Raw genomic sequence first — 21,933 nt, forward strand, 5'->3', positions numbered from 1 at the left:
AATGACCACCATCGACAAGACCGCGACGGTCCCCGCCCCGCGTGACGGGAACGACTACGAGGGCCCGCTCCTCGAAGTCCGCGACCTGCACGTGGAGTTCCACACCCGCGACGGTGTGGCCAAGGCCGTCAACGGCGTCAACTACAGCGTCAGCGCCGGCGAGACCCTCGCCGTGCTCGGCGAGTCCGGCTCCGGCAAGTCCGTGACCGCGCAGGCGATCATGGGCATCCTCGACATGCCCCCCGGCAAGATCCCGCAGGGCGAGATCCTCTTCCGCGGCCAGGACATGCTGAAGATGGGCTCCGAGGAGCGGCGGAAGATCCGCGGCCAGAAGATCGCCATGATCTTCCAGGACGCGCTGTCCTCCCTGAACCCGGTGCTCACCGTCGGCTACCAGCTCGGCGAGATGTTCCGCGTCCACCGCGGCATGTCCAAGAAGGACGCCAAGGTCAAGGCCATCGAGCTGATGGACCGGGTGAAGATCCCCGCCGCCGCGGCGCGCGTGGACGACTACCCGCACCACTTCTCGGGCGGTATGCGCCAGCGCATCATGATCGCCATGGCGATGGCCCTGGAGCCGGACCTGATCATCGCCGACGAGCCCACCACGGCTCTCGACGTGACCGTCCAGGCCCAGGTCATGGACCTGCTCGCGGAGCTCCAGCGCGAGATGAACATGGGTCTCATCCTGATCACCCACGACCTCGGCGTGGTTGCCGACGTCGCGGACAAGATCGCCGTCATGTACGGCGGCCGGATCGTCGAGACCGCTCCGGTGCACGAGATCTACAAGCGCCCGGCGCACCCGTACACCAAGGGTCTGCTGGAGTCGATCCCGCGCCTGGACCAGAAGGGCCAGGAGCTCTTCGCGATCAAGGGCCTGCCGCCCAACCTCCTGCGTATCCCGAGCGGTTGCGCGTTCAACCCGCGCTGCACCGCCGCGCAGGACATCTGCCGCACCGATGTGCCCGTGCTCCACGCGGTCACCGAGCGGGACGGCGGCGAGCTGCCGGGCCGCAAGAGCGCGTGCCACTTCTGGAAGGAGACGATCCATGGCTGACCTGACCTCCAAGGGCGAGCCGATCCTCCAGGTGCGCAACCTGGTCAAGCACTTCCCGCTGACCCAGGGCATCCTGTTCAAGCGGCAGGTCGGCGCGGTCAAGGCCGTCGACGGCATCTCGTTCGACCTGTACCAGGGCGAGACCCTGGGCATCGTCGGCGAGTCCGGCTGTGGCAAGTCCACCGTCGCCAAGCTGCTGATGAACCTCGAGCGGGCCACCGCGGGCGAGGTCTTCTACAAGGGCCAGGACATCACCAAGCTGTCCGGGCGCGCGCTGAAGGCCGTCCGCCGCAACATCCAGATGGTGTTCCAGGACCCGTACACCTCGCTGAACCCCCGTATGACGGTGGGCGACATCATCGGCGAGACCTTCGAGATCCACCCCGAGGTGGCTCCGAAGGGCGACCGGCGCCGCAAGGTCCAGGAGCTCCTGGACGTGGTGGGCCTCAACCCCGAGTACATCAACCGGTACCCGCACCAGTTCTCCGGCGGTCAGCGCCAGCGCATCGGCATCGCCCGCGGCCTCGCGCTCAACCCGGAGATCATCATCTGCGACGAGCCGGTCTCCGCGCTGGACGTGTCCGTCCAGGCCCAGGTCATCAACCTGATGGAGAAGCTGCAGGACGAGTTCAACCTGTCCTACATCTTCATCGCGCACGACCTGTCGATCGTCCGGCACATCTCGGACCGCGTGGGCGTCATGTACCTCGGCAAGATGGCCGAGATCGGCACCGACTCGGAGATCTACGACCACCCGACGCACCCCTACACCCAGGCGCTGCTGTCGGCCGTCCCGGTCCCCGACCCGGAGGCCCGCGAGGGCCGCGACCGCATCATCCTCACCGGTGACGTCCCGTCGCCGGCCAACCCGCCGTCGGGCTGCCGCTTCCGCACCCGCTGCTGGAAGGCCGAGGAGAAGTGCGCGACCGAGATGCCGCTGCTCGCGGTCCCGGAGCGCTTCCAGGGCTCGGACTCGCCGGCCGCGCACCAGTCGGCGTGCCACTTCGCCGAGGAGCGGGCCGTCCTGTCGGCCTGATCCCCGCCGTACGCGCAGAGGGCGCCCGGACCGTTCCCACGGTCCGGGCGCCCTCCGCCGTTCCCGGCCCCGCCGGAGTCCGAGGGGCCCGTCCCCGTAAACGCTTTGCCCCGGGCCCCGGCCGCGTACGAGAGTGATCCGATGCTGACCGTACGGCCCGCCGGGCCCAACGACGCCTCCGACATCTGCGCCCTCCTCAACGCCGTCGACGTCCTGGAGATCGGACGGCCCGAGACCGACCTCCACGAGGTGGAGGCGGACCTGCGGCACCCCGAAATGGACCTCGCGAACGACTCGTGGCTGGCCTTCCGGGACGGCCGGCTCGTCGCGTACGCCGCCCTGTGGTGCGACGGGGACCCCGAGCGCATCGACACGGACCACTACGTACTGCCGGACCACCAGGACGCGGGGGAGCGGCTGCTCGGCCTGATGGAGAACCGGGCGCTGGCCCGGGCGCGGGCCGGCGGCGCGGCGCAGGCGGTCGTCCACCTCCACCTGAACACCGAGCCGACCGTGGAGACGTACCGGCTCACCGTGCGCGGCTGGCAGCGGGTGCGCCGCTACCAGGTGCTGACGCGCCCGCTGAACCCGGCCGCCGATCCGGTGCCGGCGCCGCCCGAGGGGCTGACCCTGCGGGACTGCCGGGCCGAGGAGGACCGGCGGCGGGCGCACCAGCTGGTCGAGGACACGTTCGCCGAGCACTTCGACCACACCCCGCGCTCGTACCGGCAGTGGCTCGACGACCTGGACGCCGACCGGCTCGACTGGTCGCTCGTGTGGATCGCGGCGCTGGAGGGCCACGGCGACGCCGCCGTGCTGATCAGCCGCGACGACCGGGCCGCGATGGGCTGGGTCCGCAACCTCGGCGTCCGCAAGGACATGCGCGGCCGGGGCATCGGAGGCCACCTGCTGAGGCACGCGTTCGGGGTGTACGCGGCCCGCGGCCGGGACACCCTGGGGCTGGGCGTGGACACCCTCAACGAATCCGGCGCGCTCGCCCTGTACGAGGCGCACGGCATGAGCCTGCACTACGCCGTCGACACCTGGGAGGTCACCCTGCGGTGACGGCATTCCACAGGAGGGTGAACCGGCTCCCGCACGGCCGCGCATAACGTGCGGTACGCCTGATCGTGGGGTGACATTGGCTCCTAAGTACGACCAAGCATGACTTGGGAGCCATGAGGAGGCACTCCATGCGCGGAGCCACCCACGCCAAGTGGGCCGCATGTGCAGTCGCCGTCGCCCTCGGAGCGACGGCCTGCGGCGGCGGGAGCGACAGCGGCGGAGGTGACGGTGCCGGGATCGTGAGCTCTTCCTGGGGTGACCCGCAGAACCCGCTGGAACCGGCGAACACCAACGAGGTCCAGGGCGGCAAGGTCCTCGACATGCTGTTCCGGGGCCTGAAGCGCTACGACCCGAAGACCGGCGAGGCCCTCGACATGGTCGCCGAGAAGTTCGAGACCACCGACCAGCAGAACTTCACCATCACGCTGAAGGACGGCTGGAAGTTCAGCAACGGCGAGGCGGTCACCGCGCAGTCGTTCGTCGACGCCTGGAACTACGCCGCCGACGTGCGCAGCAAGCAGAACAACTCCCCGTTCTTCTCCGACATCGTGGGCTACGAGGACGTACACCCGGCGAGCGGCGAACCGAAGTCGAAGACGATGAAGGGCCTGGTCGTCAAGGACGCCAGGACCTTCACCGTCGCCCTCAAGGAGAAGTTCTCCACCTGGCCGGAAACCCTGGGCTACCAGGCCTTCTCCCCGCTTCCCAAGAGCTTCTTCACCGACCACGCCGCCTGGCTCGACAAGCCGGTCGGCAACGGCCCGTACACGGTGGACTCCTACACCAAGGGCACCGGGATGAAGCTGCGCAAGTGGGAGGAGTACACCGGCCCGGACAAGGCCCAGAACGGCGGCGTCGACCTCAAGGTCTACACCGACAACAACACCGCGTACACCGACCTGATCGCCGGCAACCTCGACCTCGTCGACGACGTGCCCGCGCAGCAGCTCAAGAACGTCAAGAACGACCTCGGCGACCGGTACATCAACCAGCCCGCGCTGATCATCCAGACGCTCACCTTCCCGCTGTACGACCCGCAGTGGAGCGAGGCGGGCACGGAGAAGGTCCGGCAGGGCATCTCCCGCGCCATCAACCGCGAGGAGATCACCAAGCAGATCTTCCAGGACACCCGCAGCCCCGCCAAGGACTGGACCTCCTCAGCGCTCGGCGAGAAGGGCGGGTTCAAGGACATGTGCGGGGAGCTCTGCACCTACGACCCCGCGGCGGCCAAGCAGCTCATCGAGGACGGCGGCGGACTGCCCGGCGGCAAGATGACCATCACCTCCAACGTGGACACCGGCTCCCACCGCGTGTGGATGGACGCCGTCTGCAACAGCATCAACAACGCCCTGGGCAAGGGCCCCGTCTGCACCGTCAACCCGATCGGCACCTTCGCGGACTTCCGCAACCAGCAGAGCTCCTTCAAGCTGACCGGCCCCTTCCGCTCCGGCTGGCAGGGCGACTACCCGCTGATCCAGAACTTCCTGGAGCCCCTCTACTACACGGGCGCCTCCTCCAACTACGGGAAGTTCAGCAACAAGGACTTCGACCAGCTCGTCGACGAGGCCAACCGCGAGAGCGACACCGCGAAGGCGATCGCCAAGTTCCAGGACGCCGAGAAGATCCTCGCCGCGCAGATGCCGTCGATCCCGCTCTGGTACCAGAACGGCAGCGCCGGCTACGCCGAGCGGCTCTCGAACGTGGCCCTCAACCAGTTCAGCGTCCCGGTCTACGACCAGATCAAGGTCGGATGACGCCTCGTCACTAGGAGTGGACGGCCCGGCGCGCGAGACTCCGCGCCGGGCCGCCCGTCAAGAGTCTGGAGGCGTCCATGGGACGCTACGTAATCCGGCGGCTGCTCCAGATGATCCCGGTGTTCATCGGCAGCACCTTCCTGATCTTCTTCATGGTGTACGCGCTGGGCGACCCGGTCGCGGCCCTCTTCGGCGACAAGGCCCCCGACCCCGCCACCGCCGCCCGCATCCGCAAGGACCTCTACCTCGACCAGCCCCTGTGGAAGCAGTACCTGCACTACATGGGCCAGATCTTCCAGGGCGACTTCGGGACCGCCTTCAACGGCCAGCCGGTCACCGAGCTGATGGCCTCGGCCTTCCCCGTCACGCTGCGGCTGACCATCGTCGCGATCGTCATCGAGATCGTCGTCGGCATCAGCCTCGGCGTGATCAGCGGCCTGCGCCGGGGCAAGGCGATCGACACCACCCTGCTGGTGCTCACCCTCGTGATCATCTCGGTCCCGACCTTCGTCACCGGCTACCTGCTCCAGTACGTACTCGGCGTGAAATGGGGCTGGGTGCGGCCCACGGTCTCCTCCGACGCCCCCTTCAACGAACTGATCCTGCCGGGCATCGTGCTGGCCCTCGTCTCCCTCGCCTACGTCACCCGCCTCTCCCGCACCTCCATCGCCGAGAACGTCAAGGCCGACTACGTCCGCACCGCCGTGGCCAAGGGGCTGCCCCGGCGCCGGGTCATCACCCGGCACCTGCTGCGCAACTCCCTGATCCCCGTGGTCACGTTCATCGGCACCGACATCGGCGCCCTCATGGGCGGCGCGATCGTCACCGAGCGGATCTTCAACATCCACGGTGTCGGCTACCAGCTCTACCAGGGCATCCTGCGCAACAACGCCCCCACCGTGGTCGGCTTCGTGACCATCCTGGTGATCGTCTTCCTGCTGGCGAACCTGCTCGTCGACCTGCTCTACGCGGTCCTGGACCCGAGGATCCGTTATGCCTGAGCCGTACGACCCGCTGCAGCCCGGCGAGGGAGAGGCCATCGCACCCACCGGACAGGGCGGAGCCATGGACCTGGCGCTGGAAGAAGCCGAGAGCCTGGAGAAGCCGCTCGACCCCGGCGGTCCGACCAGCCCGTCCGAGAAGCCCCGGTCGCTGTGGTCCGACGCCTGGCACCAGCTGCGCCGCAACCCCGTCTTCATCGTCTCGGCGCTGCTGATCCTCTTCCTCGTCGTCATCTCGATCTGGCCGCAGCTGATCGCCAGCGGCGACCCCCTCCAGTGCGACCTGTCCAAATCCCAGGAGGGCTCCGAGCCGGGCCACCCCTTCGGCTACGACACCCAGGGCTGCGACGTCTACACCCGTACGGTCTACGGCGCCCGCGCCTCCATCACCGTCGGCGTCTGCGCCACCCTCGGCGCGGCCCTCCTCGGCTCGCTGCTCGGCGGCCTCGCCGGCTTCTTCGGCGGTTGGTGGGACGCCCTGCTCTCGCGCATCGCCGACATCTTCTTCGGCATCCCCGTGATCCTCGGGGGCCTCGTCTTCCTCTCCGTCGTCACCAGCAGCACCGTCTGGCCCGTCGTCGGCTTCATCGTGCTGCTCGGCTGGCCGCAGATCGCCCGTATCGCCCGCGGATCCGTCATCACCGCCAAGCAGAACGACTACGTCCAGGCAGCCCGCGCGCTCGGCGCCGGCAACTCCCGCATGCTGCTGCGCCACGTCGCGCCCAACGCCGTCGCGCCGGTCATCGTCGTCGCCACCATCGCGCTCGGCACGTACATCGCCCTGGAGGCCACCCTGTCCTTCCTCGGCGTGGGCCTGCGCCCGCCCACCGTGTCCTGGGGCATCGACATCTCCAACGCGGCCTCGCAGATCCGCAACGCGCCGCACATGCTGCTCTGGCCGGCCGGGGCGCTGAGCATCACCGTGCTGGCGTTCATCATGCTCGGCGACGCGGTGCGCGACGCCCTCGACCCCAAGCTGCGCTGAGGAGTGGGCACCATGCTGCTCGAAGTCCGCGATCTGCACGTGGAATTCAAGACGAGGGACGGGGTCGCCAAGGCCGTCAACGGCGTCAACTACTCCGTGGACGAGGGCGAGACCCTCGCCGTGCTCGGCGAGTCCGGCTCCGGCAAGTCGGTGACCGCGCAGGCCGTGATGGGCATCCTCGACATGCCCCCGGGCCGGATCCCCGCGGGCGAGATCCTCTTCAAGGGCCAGGACCTGCTGAAGATGAAGGAGGACGCACGCCGGAAGGTCCGCGGCGCCGAGATGGCCATGATCTTCCAGGACGCGCTGTCCTCGCTGAACCCCGTGCTGAGCGTGGGCGCCCAGCTGGGCGAGATGTTCGAGGTGCACCGCGGGATGTCCCGCAAGGACGCCAAGGCGAAGGCCGTCGAGCTGATGGACCGGGTGAAGATCCCGGCGGCGAAGGAACGCGTCGGCGACTACCCGCACCAGTTCTCCGGCGGCATGCGCCAGCGCATCATGATCGCGATGGCGCTGGCCCTGGAACCCTCGCTGATCATCGCGGACGAGCCCACCACCGCCCTCGACGTGACCGTCCAGGCCCAGGTCATGGACCTGCTCGCGGAACTCCAGCGCGAACTGAACATGGGCCTGATCCTCATCACCCACGACCTCGGCGTCGTGGCGGACGTGGCCGACAAGATCGCCGTGATGTACGCGGGCCGCATCGTGGAGGCCGCACCCGTCCACGAGATCTACAAGGCCCCCGCCCACCCCTACACGCGCGGCCTGCTCGACTCCATCCCGCGCCTGGACCAGAAGGGCCACGAGCTGTACGCGATCAAGGGCCTGCCCCCGAACCTGCTGGCCATCCCGCCCGGCTGCGCCTTCAACCCGCGCTGCCCGATGGCCCAGGCCGTGTGCCGCACCGACGTCCCGCCGCTCTACCCGGTGACCGACTCCCGGGTGCCGCGCAGCAGCGCCTGTCACTTCTGGAAGGAGTGCTTCCATGCCTGACGCGATCCTGGAGGTCAGGGACCTGGTCAAGCACTTCCCGCTGACGCAGGGCATCCTCTTCAAGAAGCAGGTCGGCGCGGTCAAGGCCGTCGACGGCGTCTCCTTCGACCTGAGGGCCGGTGAAACCCTCGGCATCGTCGGGGAGTCCGGCTGCGGCAAGTCCACGGTGGCCAAGATGCTGGTGCACCTGGAACGCCCGACGGCCGGCTCGATCTCGTACAAGGGCGAGGACATCAGCAAGCTGTCCGGCCGGGCGCTGAAGGCCGTCCGCCGCAACATCCAGATGGTGTTCCAGGACCCGTACACCTCGCTCAACCCGCGGATGACGGTCGGCGACATCATCGGCGAACCGTACGAGATCCACCCCGAGGTGGCCCCCAAGGGCGACCGGCGCCGCAAGGTCCAGGACCTGCTGGACGTGGTCGGCCTCAACCCCGAGTACATCAACCGCTACCCGCACCAGTTCTCCGGCGGCCAGCGCCAGCGCATCGGCATCGCCCGCGGCCTGGCCCTCCAGCCCGAGATCATCGTCGCGGACGAGCCGGTCTCGGCCCTCGACGTCTCGGTCCAGGCCCAGGTGGTCAACCTGCTCGAACGCCTCCAGAACGAGTTCAGCCTGTCCTACGTCTTCATCGCCCACGACCTGTCGATCGTGCGGCACATCTCCGACCGCGTCGGCGTCATGTATCTCGGGCGGATCGTGGAACTGGGCACGGACGAGGAGATCTACGACCACCCGACCCACCCCTACACCCAGGCCCTCCTCTCCGCGGTCCCGGTCCCGGATCCGGGCGCACGCGAGCGCCGCGAACGCATCATCCTCACCGGCGACGTCCCCTCCCCGGCGAACATCCCCTCGGGCTGCCGCTTCCGCACCCGCTGCTGGAAGGCGCAGGAGCGCTGCGCGACGGAGGTCCCGCTGCTGGCGGTCCCGGAGGTCTTCCGTGCAGCGGGCGGCCCGGCGGCGCACGACTCGGCGTGCCACTTCGCGGCGGAAAAGCAGGTGGTCCCCCCTGAGGGCACCCTCCCGCCCCCGCCGGCGCCCCTGGAGGAACCGGGGCCCCCGCCGCCGCTGTGAGCCGGGGCCTCGCTCCTTTCGGGGGAATCTCCGGGCGTCGTGTGGACCCTGCGCCCGTGGACACCCCCCGAACAGCAGGCCCCGAAGCCGCCTATAGCAGGGCGTAGTCGACAGCGGGACGCTTTTGTAAAGATCCACGCAGTGTGGTGGGTTGATCACCGACAGTTGTCAGCCCGCTGCGGAGGATCCCCCATGCGTACGGTTCGTGAATCAGTCCTGGACGTCCTGCGGACACGCGGCATCACCACCGTCTTCGGGAATCCCGGGTCCACCGAGCTCCCCATGCTCAAGCAGTTCCCCGAGGACTTCCGGTACGTGCTCGGGCTCCAGGAGGCCGTCGTCGTCGGGATGGCCGACGGGTTCGCGCTCGCCTCCGGGACCACCTCGCTGGTGAACCTGCACACCGGGCCCGGCACCGGCAATGCCATGGGGGCCATCCTCAACGCCCGGGCCAACCGCACCCCGATGGTCGTCACCGCCGGGCAGCAGGTGCGGGCGATGATGACGGCCGAGGCCCTGCTCACCAATCCGCAGGCCACCCTGCTCCCGCAGCCCGCCGTCAAGTGGGCCTACGAGCCCCCGCGCCCCGCCGACGTCGCACCCGCACTCGCCCGCGCCGTACACATCGCCGAAACCCCCGCCCGCGGGCCGGTGTTCCTGTCCCTGCCCATGGACGACATGGACGCCCGGCTCACGGAGCAGGAGGAGCGGGCCGCGCAGGCCGCCGCCGCGCGCCGCGTCGGCCACGCCTCCCTGCCCGCCCCCGACGCCGTCACCGCGCTCGCCGACCGCATCGCGGGCGCCCGCTCCGCCGTCCTCGTCGTCGGCGACGACGTCGACGACTCCGGGGCCTGGGACGACGTCCTCGCGCTCGCCGAGCGCGCCGGACTGCCCGTATGGGCCGCCCCCGCCTCCGCCCGGGTGTCCTTCCCGCGGACCCACCTGCAGTTCCGCGGCGACCTGCCGCCCGCCATCGGCCCGCTCTCCCGCTGCCTCGAAGGGCACGACCTGGTCCTGGTCGTCGGCGCGCAGGTGTTCCGCTACTACCCGTACGTGCCCGGCGAGATCCTCCCCGAAGGCGCCGAACTGGTACTGCTGACCCGGGACGCCGACGAGGCCGCCAAGGCCCCCGTCGGGGACGCGCTCGTCGCCGATCTCGCCCTCACCGCGCGGGCGCTCGCCGAGCGCCTGCCGGCCGGCGCACCGGTCCGGCCCGTCACCCGCGAGGTCCGCTACGCCGAGCCCGAGGGCGGGGTGCTCAGCCCGCTCGCCGCGCTCAAGGCCATCGCACAGGGCGCCCCCGAGAACACCCTGTGGGTCAACGAATCCCCCTCCAACGTCCCGCAGTTCCACGAGGCGACCCGGATCTCCACCCCCGGCTCGTACCTCTTCTCCGCGGGCGGCGGCCTCGGCTTCGGCGCGGCCGCGGCCGTCGGCGCCCAGCTCGGCGCCCCCGACCGGCCCGTCGTCTGCGTCATCGGCGACGGGTCCATCCACTACGCCGTCCAGGCGCTGTGGACCGCCGCCCAGTACAAGGTTCCGGTCACCTTCGTGGTGCTGAGCAACGCCCGCTACGCGATCCTCCAGTGGTTCGCGCAGGTCGAGCACGCCCAGGGCGCCCCCGGCCTCGACATCCCCGGCCTGGACATCGTCTCCGTCGCCCAGGGCTACGGCCTGTGCACCCACCAGGTCGCCGGGGCGGGCGAACTGACCAAGCTCGTACGGGACTCCGCGCAGCAGCAGGACGGCCCGGTGCTCATCGACGTACCGGTCACCACCGAACTCCCCACCCTCTAGCAGGGGCCGCCGACCGGGGCCGGACCCGGTCGGCGGACCTCCCGGCACACCCCCCGAAAGGCCGGAATGTCGACCGACACCCCCCTCCTGACCGCCCTCCTCACCCGCCTGCGCGACGCGCTCCCCGAGCCCGGCGAGCTGCTCACCGACCCTGCCGAACTGGCCGCCCACTCCCGTGACTCGGCGCCCTTCTCCGCGCACGGCACGCCCGCCGCCGTCGCCCGGCCGCGGACCGCCGAACAGGTGGCGGCCGTCCTGCGCACCACGTACGAACTGGGCGTCCCCGTCGTCCCGCAGGGCGCCCGCACCGGGCTCGCCGGAGCCGCCAACGCCACCGACGGCTGCGTCGTCCTCAGCACCACCCGGATGGACCGGATCACCGAGATCGACCCCGGCAACCGGCTGGTGCGCTGCGAGCCCGGCGTCACCACCAAGGGCCTCGCCGACGCCGTCGCCGCCCACGGCCTCAGCTACCCGCCCGACCCCGCCTCCTGGGAGCGCTGCACCATCGGCGGCAACATCGCCACCGCCGCCGGCGGCATCTGCTGCGTGAAGTACGGGGTCACCGCCGACTACGTCCTCGGCCTGGACCTGGTCCTGCCCGACGGCAGGCGGCTGCGCACCGGCCGCGACACCGCCAAGGGCGTGGCCGGGTACGACCTGACCCGGCTGATCGTCGGCTCCGAGGGCACCCTCGCCGTCGTCGTCGGCGCCACGCTCGCCCTGCGGCCCGCCCGCCCCGCCGCCCTCTCGCTGCTCGCGCAGTTCCCCAGCCTCACCGCGGCCGGCGACGCCGTCGCCGCCATCACCGCGGCCGGACACGTCCCGTCGGCGCTGGAACTCCTCGACCGGGCCACCTCGCAGGCCGTCGCCGACTTCGGCGGCTCGCTCCTCAAGCCCGGCAGCGACGCCACCCTCATCATCCAGAGCGACGCCCCCGAGCTGCCCGCGGCGGCCCGCGACCTCGCCGCGATGGGGCTGCTCTGCACCAGGGCGGGCGCCCTCGAAGTGGTCACATCGACCACCCCCGAGGAGTCCCGGCAGATCATCGAGGCCCGCAGGCTGGTCACCCCGGCGCTCGGCGCGCTGGCCGCGACCCTGCCCGGCAAGCCGACGGCGTTCATCGAGGACGTGGCCGTGCCGCGCTCCGAACTGGCCAAGTTCGTCGGCACGATCGAGGAGATCGCCGCCCGGCACCGACTGCGGATCTTCACCCTGGGGCACGCCGGCGACGGCAACCTCCACCCGACCGTCGTCTTCGACGAGTCCGACCCGGAGGAGTTCCGCCGGGCCCAGACCGCCTACGACGACATCATGGCCGCCGGCCTCGCCCTCGGCGGCACCAGCACCGGCGAGCACGGCATCGGCATCCTCAAGAGGGACTGGCTCACCCGCGAGCTGGACCCGGTCAGCCTGGAGCTCCAGCGCGGCCTGAAGCGGCTGTTCGACCCGAAGAACCTGCTCAACCCCGGCAAGGTGGTCGAGGCATGACAGAGGTGACGACCCCGGCCCCCACGGGCAGCGCGCCCCGCACGGCCGCCTTCGCCCGGCCCGTACAGGCCGGGCGCGCCGAGACCCTGCGCTTCGCGCTCACCCACACGCTGCCCGCGTTCGTACGGGGCATCGCGGCCCCCCGGCCGCGCGTGTCCGGCGCACTCGGCTCCCTCGGCCAGTACGACTGGTCGGCCGCGACCCTGCGGACACTGCGCTCCCGGTACGGGGGAGCGCCAGTGCGGATCCGGGCGCTGTCCGGGGACATGCTGGTGCTGTTCGACCCCGCGGACATCGCGCAGTTCTTCGCCGAACCGGTCGAACGCCTCGCGCTGGACGCCGTCGACAAGGTCCGGATGCTGGAGGTCCTGGAGCCGACCGGGGTGATCTGCTCGCACGGCGCGCTGCGCGAGGCCCGCCGCGAGGTCAACGACCGCGCCCTGGCCGCGGACCGGGCCGAGCACCCCTCGTGCGCGGAGTTCCGGGCGGTGATCACCGAGGAGTGCGCGCCGCTGACCGAGCCGGGCGTGCTCGAACACGCCGTGATCAAGCGGGTGCTGGAGCGGATCGGGCGCCGGATCGTCCTGGGCGACCGGGCGGCGGGCGACGACCGGCTGCACCGGGGCCTGGTGCGGTTGCGGGAGGAGGCGAACTGGCTCGGCATGCGCAAGGGGCGCAACGCGCCGAACCAGGCGCTGTACCGCGAGGTCGCCGCGCGCCTGGAGCAGTACGCGGCGGACGCCCCGCCCCACACGCTCGTCGGGCGCGCGATGTCGGTCCCGGCCGATCCGGACTTCCCCGAGCTCGACCGGGTCGGCCAGGCGCACCACTGGCTGCTGGCGATGGACGCGTGCGCCCCGATGGTGGCTCGGACGCTGCTGCTGCTCGCGGCGTACCCGGCGGAGCAGGAGGCGGCCCGCGGCAACGACACCCGGATGAAGGCCTGTCTCCAGGAGGCGCTGCGGCTGTGGCCGATCGTGCCGGACCTGGTGCGGGTGACGCGGAAGGAGACGGTGTGGCGGGGCGCCGCCTACCCGCCGGGTACGCACGTCCTGGTGCCGATGGGCTTCCACCAGCGGGACCCGGAGACGGTGGCGGCGGCCGAGCTGTTCGTACCGGCGCGGTGGCTGGAGCGGGACGCGGACCGGGACACGCGGATGGCGCCGTTCAGCCATGGCGGGGGGCGGTGTCCGGGGGACCGGCTGGGGCTGCTGGTGGGAGCGGCGGTCTGCGGTGCGGTGCTGCGGGGCAAGCGGGTGGGGCTTGCGGCACCGAGTGCCCTCGACCCCCGCCGTCCCCTCCCGGGCATCCCCCCGCACCCCGTCCGCCTCACCCTGAACCCCCTCTGACCCGCCTCGCCGGCTCCCGCCTGCCCTTGCCTCCGGGCGGGATCGCCCTTGCCTCCGGCGGCGCCCCAAACGCCGGCGGGGCTGGATTCGCCCCCGGTGGGGCTGGATTCGGCCCGGGCGGCCGGATTGGTCCCCGGGGGACGGGTCAGGCCCTGCCCCGGGTGATCGAGCCTCGCCGGCGATTGGGGCGCGGGGGCGCGGGGCGGAGCCCCTGCGGGGGTGACGGGGGCGTTCGCCGGGCGGGGAGCGGCGAGACGGGGTTTCGGGGAGGGGCGGGGCGGGGGAACAGGAGCCCGCTCCAGACGGACCGCACACGACGACCAGGAGGACCACCAGCCATGCCCGAAGCCGAAGCCACAGAGCAGGCGGCAGCCGGCCCGCTCCCGACGCCGGACGTGCAGTCGCTGCACGCGCTCTGCCGTGAACTCGCCACCGCCGCCGACGCCGTCGCCGAGGCCGCCCGCTACGCCACCGGCCTGGCCGTCGGCCGCGGCACCCCCCGTGCCGTCCGCCGCCGCCTGGTCCGCGTGCTCACCGACCGCGCCGGTCTCGGCTGGGCCCCCCGCGGCCCCGGCACCGGCCCGCTCGGGCGGGCCGCCTGGCTCGCCGGGGTGTTCACCAGCCGGGAGAGCCTCGCCGTCAGCCTCGCCGTCGCCGGGCTGGCGGCCCGGGTCCGGGCCGCCGCCGTCGCGCACCCCGAACTCCTCGGCGACCCCGACACCGCCCGGGTGATCAGGGCCGTCGCGCAGGACCGGCAGGGCGAGGCGGTACGCGCCTTCAAGGCGATCCTCGGCAGCCAGGGCTCCGAGCGCGCGTTCGCGCTGCTCGCGCCCTCCTTCGCCGACCTCCTGGCCTGGAACGCCCTCACCGACGAGAACCCGTTCAACGACGCCGCCGGCTGGGAGATCGCCACCGGCCGCACCCTGACCACCGGCGAACCCCTCCTCGGCATCAGCAGCCGGATCTGGGCCTTCCTCGACCGCGGGCCCGGCCGCGCCGAGCCGAAGCCGGCCGGCGCCGGACTGCTCGACCGGCTCGACCGGTCCGGCACCATCGCCGGCTACCTCCGCAACATCGACACCATCGGCACCGACGGCACCCTGCTCATCCAACGCGTCACCGGCCCCGACGACGGCGTCCGGTACGTCGTGCAGCTCGCCGGCATGGCCTCCGACGGCGCGAGCCACGAGAGTCCGCAGGACCTGCTCGGCGCCATCCACGCCGTGGCCCGCCCGTCGACCCCGTACTCCCGCGCCGTCACCCAGGCCGTCCGCGAGGTGGTGCCCTCCGGCGCGGAGATCGCCCTCGTCGGCCACAGCCTCGGCGGGATCACCGCCATGAACCTCGCCGCCGACCGCGACTTCTGCGCGGTCTACCGGGTCACCCGGGTCGTGGCCATCGGCTCGCCCGTCGACGGCAAGCGGCCCGCCGACCCCGCCACCCGCGTCAGCTCGCTCGTCAACGAGCACGACGTGGTGCCCAGCCTGGAAGGCCGCTCGTCGGTCTCCCCGTACGCCCTGCCCGCGCAGTTCACCGAGTTCACCTGGACCGACGACACCCACAACTTCCCGCTGTGCCACGCCGCCGAACGGTACGCGCACAACCTCCAGTTCGACGTGCCGCAGGCCCGCGCCCACGTCGACGCCGAGCTCGCGCCGTTCCGCGGCAAGGTCACCGCCCACCGGCTCTTCCAGCTCTACGACCGCTAGGAACCGCACCCTCCCATGACTGAGACGACCACCGGCACCGAGTCCGCGCAGAGCGCCGCCGTCCCTCCGCAGGCCGCCCGGCAGGCGACCCCGGCCCCGCCCGTACCCCCGTACGGGCCGCCCGGCCTGCTCGAACGACTCGGCTCCGCCGCCTTCGCCCGCATCAACCGCACCCGCGAATGGCACGAACTCCCCGGACCCGTCGGCCTGCTGAACCTCCGCGTGCTCCGCGACGACCTGCGCCGCAAGAATCTGCACGACACCTTCGGCGCGGGCGGCGAACGGTCCCGGCGCAGCACCGCGGACCTCGCCCCCCACCGCTCGTACGACGGCTCCGGCTACGACCCGTACGACGAGGACATGGGCCGCGTCGGCACCCGGCTCGACCGCAACGCGCCCCTGCACCTCGTCTTCCCCGAGCCGGACGAGCAGCTGATGTCGCCCAGCCCGCGGGAGATCAGCCGGCAGCTGCTCGCGCGCCGCAGCTTCGTCCCCGCGCCCACGCTCAACCTGCTGGCGGCCGCCTGGATCCAGTTCGAGAACCACGGCTGGGCCAACCACGGGGACAACGAACAGGCCGAGCCCTTCACCGTCCCCCTCGCCGCCGACGACGACTGGGGCGCCCAGGGCGGCAGCTGCCCGATGCGCATCAACCGCACCCGCCCCGACCCGGTCGCCCACACCACCCCCGACGCCCCGCCCACCTACGAGAACACCGTCACCCACTGGTGGGACGGCTCGCAGATCTACGGCTCCGACGAGGCCCGCTGCCGTGCGCTGCGCACCGGCGAGGAGGGCAAGCTCGCGCTCGACGGCGGCCGGCTGCCCGCCGACCCGCGCCCCGGAAGGGAATGCCTGGACTGGACGGGCATGAACAGCGACTACTGGGCCGGGCTCTCCCTGCTCCACACGCTGTTCGCCAAGGAGCACAACGCGATCTGCGACCACCTGCGCTCCCACTACCCCACCTGGGACGACGAGCGGGTCTTCCACACCGCGCGGCTCGTCAACACCGCCCTCATGGCGAAGATCCACACGGTGGAGTGGACCCCGGGCATCCTCGACACCCCGGTGCTGCACAAGGCGATGAACGCCAACTGGTACGGCGTCCTGCCCCGCTGGGTGAGCCGGAGGTTCGGCCGCGTCGGCGCGAGCGAGATGCTCAGCGGCATCCCCGGCTCCCCGACCGACCACCACGCCGCGCCCTTCTCGATGACCGAGGAGTTCGTCTCCGCGTACCGCCTGCACCCCCTCATCCCCGACGAGCTGGTCGTACGCGACCACCGCGCGGGCGGGGTGCGCCGCAGCATCGGCTTCGACGACATGCAGGGCGCGACCACCCGCACCGCCGTGGACACGTACGGGACCAGCGACCTCCTCTACTCCTTCGGCGTCGCGAACCCGGGCGCGCTCGTCCTGCACAACCACCCCGACGCGCTGCGCAACCTGGCCCGGCTCACCGGCGAGCACATCGACCTCGGCACCGTGGACATCCTGCGCGACCGCGAGCGCGGCATCCCCCGCTACAACGCCTACCGCCGGATGCTGCGCAAGCGGCCGGTCGGCTCCTTCGAGGAACTCACCGGCGGGCACCCCGCCGACACCCCGCTGCTCAAGGATCTCTACGAGGGCAGGCTCGACCGGGTCGACACCCTGGTCGGAAATCTCGCCGAGCCGCGCCCGGCCGGCTTCGGCTTCAGCGACTCCCTCTTCCGGATCTTCATCCTGATGGCCAGCAGGCGGCTGAAAAGCGACCGTTTCTTCACCGTCGACTACCGCCCGGAGATCTACACCGCGGAAGGCCTGGAGTGGGTGGACCGCAACACGATGGTGACCGTGCTGCTGCGCCACCACCCCGAACTCGGCCCCGCCCTGGACGGCGTGACCAACGCCTTCGCCCCCTGGAGGACCCTGTGACGAGCCTCCCGGACCCCGGCGTTCCCGGTCAGGGCCCCTCCGGACCGTCGAATACCGGCCAGGCGATCCCCGGTCCGCGGGCGGAGTCCGCGCCGCCGCGCACCGCCGTCTCGGCCGTGGAGGGGCTGCGCGCCCATGCGGCCGTGCTCCACGAGCAGGCCCGGCGGCTGCGCGACTGCGCCGCCGCGCTCGACTGGCCGGGCCCCGAGGGCGAGGCGTTCCGGCAGCGGGTCGAGGGGCTCGCCGCACGGTGCGCCACCGCTGCCGACGGGCTCGCCGGAGGGGCTGAAATGGGACGATAAATACCCATCAACTTCGTTAACACGCAGGCAACTTCACCGTCGCAGCACCGATATGTGAACCGGCCAGTCTGGAGAGCGTACGGCCGTGCGGGTGCCGTTGGCCGGCCGGGAGGTGCAGACCTCCCGGCCGGCCGCTCGCGTTTTCCGGGCGGAGGGGCGCTTCACGGGGAGCCGTGCGCCCCGGCCCGGGAGGGCCATGCGCCCCCTCGATGCACCAATGCGACCAGCAGAACTGTCGGCACGGATAGTTATGATCCGTAACGCATGGCGCGTGCGGGTATGACTCCGCCACGTGCTGACGCTGCCGTCATGGCTGTTGATTGTTGAATCGTCCGGGCAAGAGCGAACAGATGTGGAGGTGAACCGCCGTGGCACTCTCGATTTCGGCGGTGGTGCTGCTGGCGATCGTCGTCTTCCTGCTGGTCCGCAAATCGGGACTCAAGCCGGGACACGCGCTGGTCTGCGTGCTGCTCGGGTTCTACCTCTCCAGCTCCACCCTCGCACCCACCATGAGGGATCTGACCACGAACGTGGCAGACGTGATCGGCGGCCTGAAGTTGTAGGACCCGCCTCGTAGGCTGTGCGCATGAACGGTCTTCCCGCCCGTCGTCTGCTCCTGGTGCACGCGCATCCGGACGACGAGTCGATCAACAACGGCGCCACCATGGCCAAGTACGCGGCCGAGGGCGCCCACGTCACGCTGGTGACGTGCACCCTGGGCGAGGAGGGCGAGGTCATCCCGCCCGAGCTCGCCCGTCTGACGGCCGACCGCGAGGACGCCCTGGGCCCCCACCGGATCGGCGAGCTCGACGCGGCCATGGCCGAACTGGGCGTCGCCGACCACGGCTTCCTCGGCGGCCCGGGCAGGTTCCGGGACTCCGGGATGATGGGCGTCCCGCAGAACCACCGCAGCGGCGCCTTCTGGGAGGCCGACGTCGACGAGGCTGCCGCGTACCTCGTCGAGGTGATCCGCCGGGTCCGCCCCCAGGTCCTCGTCACGTACGACCCCGACGGCGGGTACGGACACCCGGACCACATCCAGGCGCACCGGGTGGCCATGCGGGCCGCCGACCTCGCCGCGGAGCAGGCGTACCGGCGCGACCTCGGCGAGCCGCACACGATCGCCAAGATCTACTGGAACCGCGTGCCGCGCTCGGTGATCGAAGCGGGCTTCGCGCGGCTGCGGGACCACGTCGGGCGGGGGGCCGCCTCCGGCTACTCGGGCATCGGCGCGGTCGCCGACGTGCCCGGTGTGGTCGACGACGAGCGGATCACCGCGGAGATCGGCGGCGAGCCGGGCGAGGAGAAGTACGCCGACGCCAAGGCCGCCGCCATGCGCGCCCACGCCACGCAGATCGCCGTGGACGGCCCCTTCTTCGCGCTCTCGAACGACCTGGGGCAGCCGCTGCTCCCCCGGGAGTACTACGAACTGGTCCGCGGCCGTTCCGGAGCGGCCGCCGGGCAGCGCGAGCACGACCTCTTCGCCGGGACCGGCGCATGACCGGCGGCGGCGTACCGAGCGCCGGGCGGATCGCCCTCTTCGTCCTGCTGGCCGTCGTCGGCGCCCTGACCGGACTCGCCGGCGGGCTCGTCGTCGGCGCCTGGCCGCCCTTCGGCCTGCTCCTCGCGCTCCTCGGCAGCATCGGCTGCTTCCTCGGCGGCCGGGTCGCGATGGGCGGCCCGTCCGGAGTCGGCGCCACCGCCCTGGGGTGGCTCGGCGTGCTGGTCTTCTACGTCTCGCCGCGCCCCGAGGGCGACAACCTCTACGCCCCGACAATCGGGACGTACGTGTACATGCTGGGTGGCATCGTCGCTGCTGTGATGTGTGCCACCCTTCAGGGTCGCCCGACCCGGCCGGTTTCGGCCGCGAGAAGCGGAAGATGACATACCCTTCGGGCCGACGCCGGGTCGCTGCCAGGGGGTTGTGAAGCCCGTCCGCGCCGTATTCACCGGGTGCGCACAGGAACCTCGCTTCCCCCGGTGGTCAGTTGCGCCCCGGCGGCGGCCAGTATGGTGGACGGGCCGCCGAGCTGCCCGCGCACGGTATGACGGGCGGCGGAGCCAACCGGGAGAACCTGCCTTGAGTCGTGAAACTGACAGTTCGTCCTCCGGGCCCAAGGGGCGCGGTGGAGCCGCTTACCCCTCGGGTACGCCGCCGTACGGATCCCGCCAGTATCCGTCGGCGGACACGGCGGCGGACGCTCCGGAGGAGCAAGACATGACGAAGCCTTCACCGTCTTCCCCGGAGTCGGAAGAGCGCAAGACGGAGACCACGCTGACGACGCGCATCCGGATCAACATCCCGGGTTCGCGGCCGATCCCGCCGGTCGTCGTACGCACGCCCGTGTCTGCCGAGGACGCGGAACCGGACGCCTCCGCAGAGGCGTCCAAGCCCGCGGAGCCGTCCGCGGCTTCCGCGCCGGCCGACGGGCCGAAGGCGGACCAGCAGAGCAACTGGTTCGCTCCGCGCAAGGGGGCTGCCCTGCCCGCACCGGCCGCTCGTCCCGCCCTCGGGCCGGGCGGAGGCGGCGGTGCCGGCACAGGGCCTGCCCCGGCCAGTATCGGGGGGACTGACATGAACACCGGATCTGGGCCGCTGAGCGGCCCCGGCGCGGGCCCGCGGCCCGCCGCAGCGCTTCCGCCGCGCACCGGCCTGCCGACGAGACCGGTCGGGGCCTCGGGCCCCGCCAGGCCCGGCCTCGGCGCCGGAGCCGCGGCCGCGGGCAGCGTCTTCGGCAGCGCCCCGGCCGCGCCCGCGGGACCGGGCCCGGTCGCATCCGGCCGCCCCGGCGGTGCTCCCGGGATGGGCCAGGCCGGCGCTCCCGGACGCCCCGGCGGTCCCCAGGCCGCTCCCGGCGGCCGCCCGGCCCCGGGCCTCGCGGCCCGCACGAACAACGGCTTCGGCCCCGGCGGCCCCGGTCCGCAGGGCCCCGGCCCCGGATACGGCGGCCCCGGCCCGCAGGGTCCCGGCTACCCGGCCGCCCCGCAGGCCCCCGGCGGTCCGCACGCGGGCATGCCGTACGCCCCGGGTGCCAACGGCCCCGCCGGGCCGACCACCGGACCCGCCCTCGGCACCATGCCGGTCGCGGCTCCGCGGCGCGACGACGACACCACGGCGATCCGGCAGTGGCCCGGCCCCGAGATGCCGGCCGACGGGCGCGGCCCGGTGCCCGTGGTCCAGCCGGTCCAGCAGTTCCCCGGCGGCCCCGTACCCCCGCTGCCCCCGGAGCACGACGAGACCGTCGCGCCCCCGCAGCGCCCGGCGCCCGAGCCCAAGAAGGGCGGGGTCCGCAAGGGCTCCCGCCTGGTGCTCGTCGGCACCGGCGTGGCCGCCCTGCTCGGTGTCGCGTACGGCGCCGGCCTGCTGCTGAACCACTCCGACGTGCCCAAGGGCACCACCGTGCTCGGCGTGGACATCGGCGGCACCCGCGAGGAGGCCCTCAGCACCCTCGACCAGGCCTTCGGCAAGCGCGCCGCGGCCCCGCTCCAGCTCAGCATCGGCGGCAAGCAGGTCGAGCTGAAGCCCGAGAAAGCCGGCCTGCGCCTGGACACCCAGGCCACGGTGCGCGGCGCCGAGGGCAGCGACTACAACCCCGTCTCGGTCGTCGGCTCGCTGTTCGGCGACTCGCGGACCGCCGAGCCGGAGATCCCCGTGGACGAGGAGAAGCTGCGCGCCGCGCTGCAGACCCTCGCCGGGGGCGTGGGCAGCGTCGTCGAGGGCACGATCAAGTTCGAGCCGAACAAGGTCACCGCCGTCCCCGGCGAGGCCGGCCAGGGACTCGACGTCGACCAGTCGCTCGAGGCCGTCAAGAAGGCCTACCGGGCCCAGATCGAGACGGGCTCGGCCGCGGCCCTGGAGCTCCCCGTCACCACGCGCGAGCCGGTGATCGACCAGGCCGAGCTGGACCGGGCGATGAAGGAGTTCGCGGAGCCCGCCATGTCCGGCAACGTGACCATCAAGGCGGGCGCCGGAGCCGGGATCCCCTTCGGCCCCGCCCGGTCCCTGCCGAAGATCCTCGGTATGAAGGCCGTCGACGGGAAGCTCGTCGAGACGTACAACCTGGAAGCGCTGAAGGAGCTGTACGGGAAGACCTTCGACGGCGTCACGATCATGCGCGGTACGGGCGAGCGGACCGCGGTCACCCCGCAGGACGTCGCCGGTGCGCTCGCCAAGGCGCTGCGCGGCAAGACCCCCGCGGAGCGGATCGTCACCATCGACACCGACCCCAGCTAGCCCGCGCCGGCACGCAGGCGGGAGCCCCTGTCCGGGAACGGGCAGGGGCTCCGTCGTGTCCGCAGGTCTTGTCCGCGGGCCCTCCTCCCGGCCGGGCCCGGCGCCGCGCGGGAGAAAGGGCCGGGTCGCGCCGTCGGTGCGGCGCGATCCGGCCATGGA

At 72.1% G+C, this 21,933-nt stretch carries 18 protein-coding genes; all 18 read left to right on the forward strand.

Features of this window, described 5'->3' with window-relative positions; genetic code table 11:
• Position 1 precedes the first annotated feature (1 nt).
• Positions 2-1,060: an ABC transporter ATP-binding protein gene (locus ACZ7H1_RS12535; RefSeq protein ID WP_470786039.1), complete on the forward strand. Its 1,059-nt coding sequence runs from the start codon at positions 2-4 to the stop codon at positions 1,058-1,060.
• Positions 1,053-2,096, forward strand: a complete 1,044-nt coding sequence (locus ACZ7H1_RS12540; RefSeq protein ID WP_470786041.1) for an ABC transporter ATP-binding protein — start codon at positions 1,053-1,055, stop codon at positions 2,094-2,096. Before ACZ7H1_RS12535 ends, ACZ7H1_RS12540 begins: the two co-directional genes overlap by 8 nt.
• 141 nt (positions 2,097-2,237) lie before the next feature.
• Positions 2,238-3,161: a GNAT family N-acetyltransferase gene (locus tag ACZ7H1_RS12545; protein ID WP_470786042.1), complete on the forward strand. Its 924-nt coding sequence runs from the start codon at positions 2,238-2,240 to the stop codon at positions 3,159-3,161.
• Between the two features lie 128 nt (positions 3,162-3,289).
• Positions 3,290-4,915: a peptide ABC transporter substrate-binding protein gene (locus tag ACZ7H1_RS12550; RefSeq protein ID WP_470786044.1), complete on the forward strand. Its 1,626-nt coding sequence runs from the start codon at positions 3,290-3,292 to the stop codon at positions 4,913-4,915.
• Between the two features lie 77 nt (positions 4,916-4,992).
• Positions 4,993-5,916: an ABC transporter permease gene (locus tag ACZ7H1_RS12555; RefSeq protein ID WP_470786046.1), complete on the forward strand. Its 924-nt coding sequence runs from the start codon at positions 4,993-4,995 to the stop codon at positions 5,914-5,916.
• The gene (locus ACZ7H1_RS12560) at positions 5,909-6,901 is read left to right on the forward strand and encodes an ABC transporter permease (protein ID WP_470786048.1); all 993 of its coding nucleotides are present in this window, start codon (positions 5,909-5,911) and stop codon (positions 6,899-6,901) included. The genes ACZ7H1_RS12555 and ACZ7H1_RS12560 overlap by 8 nt, the downstream gene beginning before the upstream one ends.
• Positions 6,902-6,913: 12 nt before the next feature.
• Positions 6,914-7,897: an ABC transporter ATP-binding protein gene (locus ACZ7H1_RS12565; protein WP_470786050.1), complete on the forward strand. Its 984-nt coding sequence runs from the start codon at positions 6,914-6,916 to the stop codon at positions 7,895-7,897.
• The gene (locus ACZ7H1_RS12570; protein ID WP_470786052.1) at positions 7,890-8,975 is read left to right on the forward strand and encodes an ABC transporter ATP-binding protein; all 1,086 of its coding nucleotides are present in this window, start codon (positions 7,890-7,892) and stop codon (positions 8,973-8,975) included. Before ACZ7H1_RS12565 ends, ACZ7H1_RS12570 begins: the two co-directional genes overlap by 8 nt.
• A 192-nt stretch (positions 8,976-9,167) precedes the next feature.
• Positions 9,168-10,772 carry a benzoylformate decarboxylase gene (gene mdlC / locus ACZ7H1_RS12575; protein ID WP_470786053.1) on the forward strand — a complete coding sequence of 535 codons (1,605 nt, stop codon included), beginning with the start codon at positions 9,168-9,170 and terminating at the stop codon, positions 10,770-10,772.
• Between the two features lie 66 nt (positions 10,773-10,838).
• On the forward strand, positions 10,839-12,263 hold the full coding sequence (locus tag ACZ7H1_RS12580) for an FAD-binding oxidoreductase (RefSeq protein ID WP_470786055.1): 1,425 nt from the start codon (positions 10,839-10,841) through the stop codon (positions 12,261-12,263).
• Positions 12,260-13,612 (forward strand): cytochrome P450, encoded by a 1,353-nt coding sequence (locus tag ACZ7H1_RS12585; RefSeq protein WP_470786056.1) that lies wholly within the window; start codon positions 12,260-12,262, stop codon positions 13,610-13,612. Before ACZ7H1_RS12580 ends, ACZ7H1_RS12585 begins: the two co-directional genes overlap by 4 nt.
• A gap of 338 nt (positions 13,613-13,950) precedes the next feature.
• Positions 13,951-15,321, forward strand: coding sequence for an alpha/beta hydrolase family protein (locus ACZ7H1_RS12590; protein ID WP_470786057.1), 1,371 nt, complete (start codon positions 13,951-13,953; stop codon positions 15,319-15,321).
• A gap of 15 nt (positions 15,322-15,336) precedes the next feature.
• Positions 15,337-17,238, forward strand: coding sequence for a peroxidase family protein (locus ACZ7H1_RS12595; RefSeq protein ID WP_470786059.1), 1,902 nt, complete (start codon positions 15,337-15,339; stop codon positions 17,236-17,238).
• The gene (locus tag ACZ7H1_RS12600; RefSeq protein ID WP_470786060.1) at positions 17,235-17,540 is read left to right on the forward strand and encodes a hypothetical protein; all 306 of its coding nucleotides are present in this window, start codon (positions 17,235-17,237) and stop codon (positions 17,538-17,540) included. Before ACZ7H1_RS12595 ends, ACZ7H1_RS12600 begins: the two co-directional genes overlap by 4 nt.
• Before the next feature lie 368 nt (positions 17,541-17,908).
• Positions 17,909-18,103: a hypothetical protein gene (locus ACZ7H1_RS12605; protein ID WP_470786062.1), complete on the forward strand. Its 195-nt coding sequence runs from the start codon at positions 17,909-17,911 to the stop codon at positions 18,101-18,103.
• A 23-nt stretch (positions 18,104-18,126) separates the two neighbouring features.
• Positions 18,127-19,041 carry an N-acetyl-1-D-myo-inositol-2-amino-2-deoxy-alpha-D-glucopyranoside deacetylase gene (mshB, locus tag ACZ7H1_RS12610; protein ID WP_470786064.1) on the forward strand — a complete coding sequence of 305 codons (915 nt, stop codon included), beginning with the start codon at positions 18,127-18,129 and terminating at the stop codon, positions 19,039-19,041.
• On the forward strand, positions 19,038-19,424 hold the full coding sequence (locus ACZ7H1_RS12615; RefSeq protein ID WP_470786065.1) for a DUF6113 family protein: 387 nt from the start codon (positions 19,038-19,040) through the stop codon (positions 19,422-19,424). Before mshB ends, ACZ7H1_RS12615 begins: the two co-directional genes overlap by 4 nt.
• Positions 19,425-19,620: 196 nt before the next feature.
• Positions 19,621-21,774 carry a peptidoglycan binding domain-containing protein gene (locus tag ACZ7H1_RS12620; protein ID WP_470786067.1) on the forward strand — a complete coding sequence of 718 codons (2,154 nt, stop codon included), beginning with the start codon at positions 19,621-19,623 and terminating at the stop codon, positions 21,772-21,774.
• Positions 21,775-21,933: the final 159 nt, after the last annotated feature.

This window comes from Streptomyces sp. NPDC037401, assembly GCF_055602345.1.